Source organism: Pedobacter sp. HMWF019, assembly GCF_003061025.1.
Taxonomy (GTDB): Bacteria; Bacteroidota; Bacteroidia; order Sphingobacteriales; family Sphingobacteriaceae; genus Pedobacter.
The window spans coordinates 1-4,861 of record NZ_QAIL01000547.1; the positions used below are offsets into that span (position 1 = coordinate 1).

The following is a 4,861-nucleotide window of genomic DNA, read 5'->3' on the forward strand; positions in this document are numbered from 1 at the left end:
GTACTGAGGTGCCTGCAAAAAGTGATCGTACGGTCAGTTTAAAAGAACCCGCAGTCCAGGCAATATATACGGATTATATTGTGCTTAAAGATGCATTGGTAGACACTAAATATGAAGAGGCTAAGGCTGCTGCTAAAGTGCTTTCTGCTAAACTGGCTGTGTTTCAGGGTTGCGAGAATACTGCATTAATTGCAGATAAAATTAAGGATGCCAAGAACATTGAAGAACAGAGGAAAGAGTTTACTTTTTTGAGCTCTGATGTGATTGCTATGTTTAAACATGCAGATCTGGTTTCGGGTACTATTTATGTACAACATTGTCCTATGGCCAACCACGGTGACGGGGGAGACTGGTTGTCTTCGGATAAGAAGATCCAGAATCCATATTACGGATCGGAGATGATGGACTGCGGAGCAGTTATTGAAGAAATAAAGGGAAAATAGTTCGGTTTCCTGATAAATGACCAGTCATTTAATAATTATTTAACAGCTTTGTTATAGTTGTTCAACCACGAATAGAGATAGATTAATTACTTTTGTTATTATAAATTATAAGATATGTCAGAGATTGCAGAAATTAAGATTGATGGTAAAGTGTACGAATTTCCTGTTATTACAGGAACTGAAGGTGAAAAATCAATAGATATTTCAAAGTTAAGGGATCAAACAGGTTATATTACCCTTGATTTTGGGTATAAAAATACAGGCTCTACAAAAAGTGCGATTACTTTTTTAGATGGTGAAAAAGGTATTTTAAAATATAGAGGTTATGCTATCGAAGAACTTGCCGAAAAATCTACTTTCCTTGAAGTTGCTTATTTACTGATTTATGGTGATCTTCCAACTCAGGAGCAACTTGCTGACTTTCAATCTCAGATTAGCCGCCATACGCTGATTCATGAAGATATGAAGAAGTTCCTGGATGGTTATCCATCGAAATCGCATCCAATGGCCCAACTGGCTTCTTTGGTGTGCTCACTGTCTACATTCTACCCTGAATCTCTTAATGCCAACTCTTCACCAGAAACCATGGACCTAACCATGATCAAACTTCTGGCTAAATTCCCTACTATTGTTTCTTTCATTTATAAAAAGTCTTTAGGTCATCCGCTGATTTATCCAAAAAATAAATTCGATTATGTGACCAATTTCATTAATATGATCTTTGGTCAGCGTACTGAAGAAATTGAAATTGATCCGGTTGTAGTTAAAGCGATGAATACTTTACTGATTCTTCATGCTGATCATGAACAAAACTGTTCTGCTTCTACTGTAAGAATGGTAGGTTCTTCAGATTGTAATCTATATGCTTCTGTTTCTGCAGGTATTGCTGCTTTGTGGGGGCCGCTTCATGGTGGTGCTAACCAGGCTGTAATTGAAATGCTGGAGAAAATTAAAGAGGATGGAGGAGATACTGAAAAATGGATCAATAAAGCGAAAGATAAAAATGATCCTTTCCGTATGATGGGCTTTGGTCACCGTGTGTATAAGAACTTTGATCCAAGGGCAAAGATCATTAAAAAGGCATGTGATGAAATCCTGGAGAAATTAGGTATCAATGATCCTGTTTTAGAAATTGCGAAGAAACTGGAAGAGGCCGCACTGAGCGATCCGTATTTTGTAGAGCGTAAATTATATCCTAACGTAGATTTTTATTCCGGAATTATTTACAGAGCCCTAGGTTTCCCAACAGATATGTTTACAGTGTTGTTTGCTTTAGGACGCTTACCCGGATGGATTGCACAGTGGAAAGAAATGCATGAAAACAAAGAGCCAATTGGTCGTCCGCGTCAAATCTATGTTGGCCATACCAACAGAGATTTTGTCAGCATTGAAAAAAGAAGCTAGTCAATTATAAAGCTATATAAAAAAACGTCCGGACTATTAGTCCGGACGTTTTTTGTTGTTATGTATTTGAAGGTTAACCGATGAAGTAATAGATTGATCGTTCTATGATCCATTCGGAAATCCCAAATGCAATAAAATAGAGAATGATCAACGTGATCATCTTTTTAATAATCATCTTTTTAGGGCGTTGATAAAATACGGTAAGTGCTTTGAATAAATACCAGGCAATTCCAATTACAACCACGAATTGTATCAGACCACTCAACGTACCTGAACCTAATAGTCTTCTTAAGGGAACAGTAAAGATCTGGACAATGAAAAATGCTGTAGTTCCGTGAATGGTAAAGATCAGGTGGTCGAGGTAATAAATATGGTTTTTCCTGAAATTCCACATGATGAATAATGCCAGTAAAGGCATCAGCAGGAAATACTGTTTTGGGCGGTAATGTTCCAGTTCTTCTTTAACTGACCAATTTCCAGAAGCAGATTTTTGATTAATGGCGATCTCCCGTTTTTTCAAGATACGGTCAAACCAGGAGTCCCGATTGTTTTCTGGTAATTTTTGCTGTCTGGACAGATAAGCTTCATAGGTACTGTCTTGCTTTATGATATGGTAACGCTGGTATTTATTTAAAAGGTCTTGATACTCTTCTTTATCGGATTTGGAAGTGTCTATTGTTGTCTTGAGTTGTTTGATCTGTTCTTCCTGTTGCTGGAAACTGAGTGACTTGAATTCCTGAGCATTTACTTTTTTCTGAAAATAGTTTGCCGTTTTGCCTACAAATGAATCTTCGTCAAAACCTTCTTCCTTTAAATCTTTTGTGACGTCTGATGTGGCCGCTTTAACATTTTTTACCGTCTCATGTTGCTGCTGTTTTTCTTGTTCGTGTTCCAGTTTTTTGGGCACTACAATGAAATAAACAATAGAAACAAAAATATACATACTCACCGGATTGATATACCTCGCTCTTTTACCGGCAAGATAATCGAGGGTAACCTGCCCTGGCTCAATGAGCAAGGGTTTTAGGGTTTGAAAGAACTTATTATCGAAATGAAAATAGTGGGCAATACTATGGCTGATAAACTGCCAGAAGTTTTCCTTAATTTCCAAGTTAGCTTGTCCGCAACTGCTGCAGTAATGTTTTTCTACATGTTGCCCGCAATTGAGGCAATTGTGCTCTTTTCTGTACTTACCTGACATAGAGTGTTAAAAGTATGGTATTTTTGGCTTTAATGATTAACATCCTGAATTAAAATCCGGTCGTGCTTGTGCTTGAATAAGACGGCAAATAAAATGGTAATTACTAGGGCATAAATAGTAAAAGACAGCCAGATGGAATGCCAGTCTTTCATATGGATCGCTTTGTTAAAGGTTCCGTTTTCGAGAATGCTGACACCTTGTTCTTTGATGAATTTTCCTAATTTCAAATTATCTACATCGGTATCCAGAAATGCGGATGTTGAATTGAGGTCAGTAAAGGATTTTGTAAAGTACTTATCAATCATCCATCCAGAGATCAGGCTTCCGAATACAGCGCCGACACCATTGGTCATCATCATAAATAAACCCTGAGCGGAAGAACGTGTCTTTGCAGTTGTAGAGGTTTCTACAAAGAGAGAACCTGAGATATTGAAAAAGTCAAAGGCCATACCGTATACAATACAGGAAAGTACAATCATCCAAAGGTTACCTGTTGGGTTTCCATAAGCGAATAATCCAAACCGGAATACCCAGGCCAGCATAGCTATGATCATCACTTTTTTAATTCCAAAGCGATTGAGGAAGAAAGGAATAGCAAGGATAAACAGGGTTTCGGAAATTTGTGAAATCGACATAATAATGGTTGAATACCTCATTACCAGCGAATCTGCATATTTTGGAAAGTGTTTAAATTCATCTATATATACATCTCCATAGGCATTGGTGAGTTGGAGGGCCGCGCCTAAAAACATGGAAAAGATAAAGAATAAGGCCATCTTATAATTAGTGAACAATTTGAAGGCTTCCAGTCCAAAAGTTTGCGCAAAGGAGTTTTTTTCTGAGATCAGTTTCTGTGGTTTACATGCAGGAAGGGTTAAGGCATATATAGCCAAACCTACTGCTGCAACTCCTGCAATGTAAAACTGATAAGCAGTCGCTTTATTTCCAGTTAGGTTGGTGGTCCACATGGCAATGATAAAGCCTACAGTACCCCATACTCGAATGGGAGGGAAATCTTTGACTACATTCAGGTTTCCAGACTTTAAGGTGGTGTAAGATATAGAATTACTTAAAGAGATGGTTGGCATATAGCAGCACATTGCAACTAGCATAACCCAAAAGAAGGTGTCCGGACTCTGCACCTGGGGCAGATAAAATAGTACACCGGCGTATAGAATGTGGAGAATACTGTACAAAACTTCTGCATTTACCCACTTGTCAGCAATAATTCCGGTTAATGTTGGCATCACCAGGGAGGCAAAACCCATTGTTGCGAAAATAGCTCCGAATTGTGTGCCATCCCACTGTTTTGTCCCGAACCAATAGTTTGCAATTGTAAGTAACCACGCACCCCACACGAAGAATTGCAGAAAACTCATCACAGTTAAGCGAAACTTAACATTCATAATAATAGTTTAGTTTGATGTATTTTTAGTAATGGCTGAATATAAAACTATTTTAAAACAAAATCTAAATTGTTCTTAAATACTTATACCAGCCTTTTGTATTTTTTTCGAGAGGTCAGGCAGAATTTCTTTTGTTGAGTTCGTCCCGGATCTTAGCTGCTTTTTCATAAGCTTCTTCTGCGATAGCTTCCTGAAGTTTTTGCGTCAGCTCTTCAACTGTTAGAGATTTGTAATTTGTTCCGGGAATAGAAGTGCTGATATCTTCCGAACCTTTTTCTTTAGTCATATCCATGTTTTCAAGAAAAAGAAGATCATTGCCTTCGATGACGATACCTGCTGATGAAATAATGAATTCATAAGTGTAAATAGCCGCATTGAAACGTACCGCAAGAGCGATAGCATCAGAA

Annotated in this window: 5 protein-coding genes; 2 read left to right on the plus strand and 3 right to left on the minus strand. The window is 37.9% G+C overall.

Going from position 1 to position 4,861, the window contains the following annotated elements; genetic code table 11:
- The coding region (locus DBR11_RS26755; protein WP_108555613.1) for a DUF3347 domain-containing protein at positions 1-443 on the plus strand (443 nt) is incomplete at its 5' end.
- Between the two features lie 114 nt (positions 444-557).
- Positions 558-1,847: a citrate synthase gene (locus DBR11_RS26760; protein WP_108555614.1), complete on the plus strand. Its 1,290-nt coding sequence runs from the start codon at positions 558-560 to the stop codon at positions 1,845-1,847.
- A 73-nt stretch (positions 1,848-1,920) separates the two neighbouring features.
- Here the strand turns inward: DBR11_RS26760 and DBR11_RS26765 are convergent, their stop codons facing one another.
- From DBR11_RS26765 to DBR11_RS26775, 3 genes are all read right to left on the minus strand, one after another.
- Entirely contained in the window at positions 1,921-3,048 is a 1,128-nt protein-coding gene (locus tag DBR11_RS26765; RefSeq protein ID WP_108555615.1) for a DUF3667 domain-containing protein, read from the minus strand.
- Between the two features lie 29 nt (positions 3,049-3,077).
- Positions 3,078-4,454, minus strand: coding sequence for a nucleoside permease (locus DBR11_RS26770; protein ID WP_108555616.1), 1,377 nt, complete (start codon positions 4,452-4,454; stop codon positions 3,078-3,080).
- 115 nt (positions 4,455-4,569) lie between these two features.
- On the minus strand, positions 4,570-4,861 hold a 292-nt coding region (locus DBR11_RS26775), incomplete at its 5' end, for a UvrB/UvrC motif-containing protein (RefSeq protein WP_199233974.1).

What these genes read in the sequence shown, in the direction of transcription:
- DBR11_RS26760 (WP_108555614.1), top strand. Translation starts at nt 558, where the DNA reads ATGTCAGAGATTGCAGAAATTAAGATTGATGGTAAAGTGTACGAATTT.
- DBR11_RS26765 (WP_108555615.1), bottom strand. Translation starts at nt 3,048, where the DNA reads ATGTCAGGTAAGTACAGAAAAGAGCACAATTGCCTCAATTGCGGGCAA.
- DBR11_RS26770 (WP_108555616.1), bottom strand. Translation starts at nt 4,454, where the DNA reads ATGAATGTTAAGTTTCGCTTAACTGTGATGAGTTTTCTGCAATTCTTC.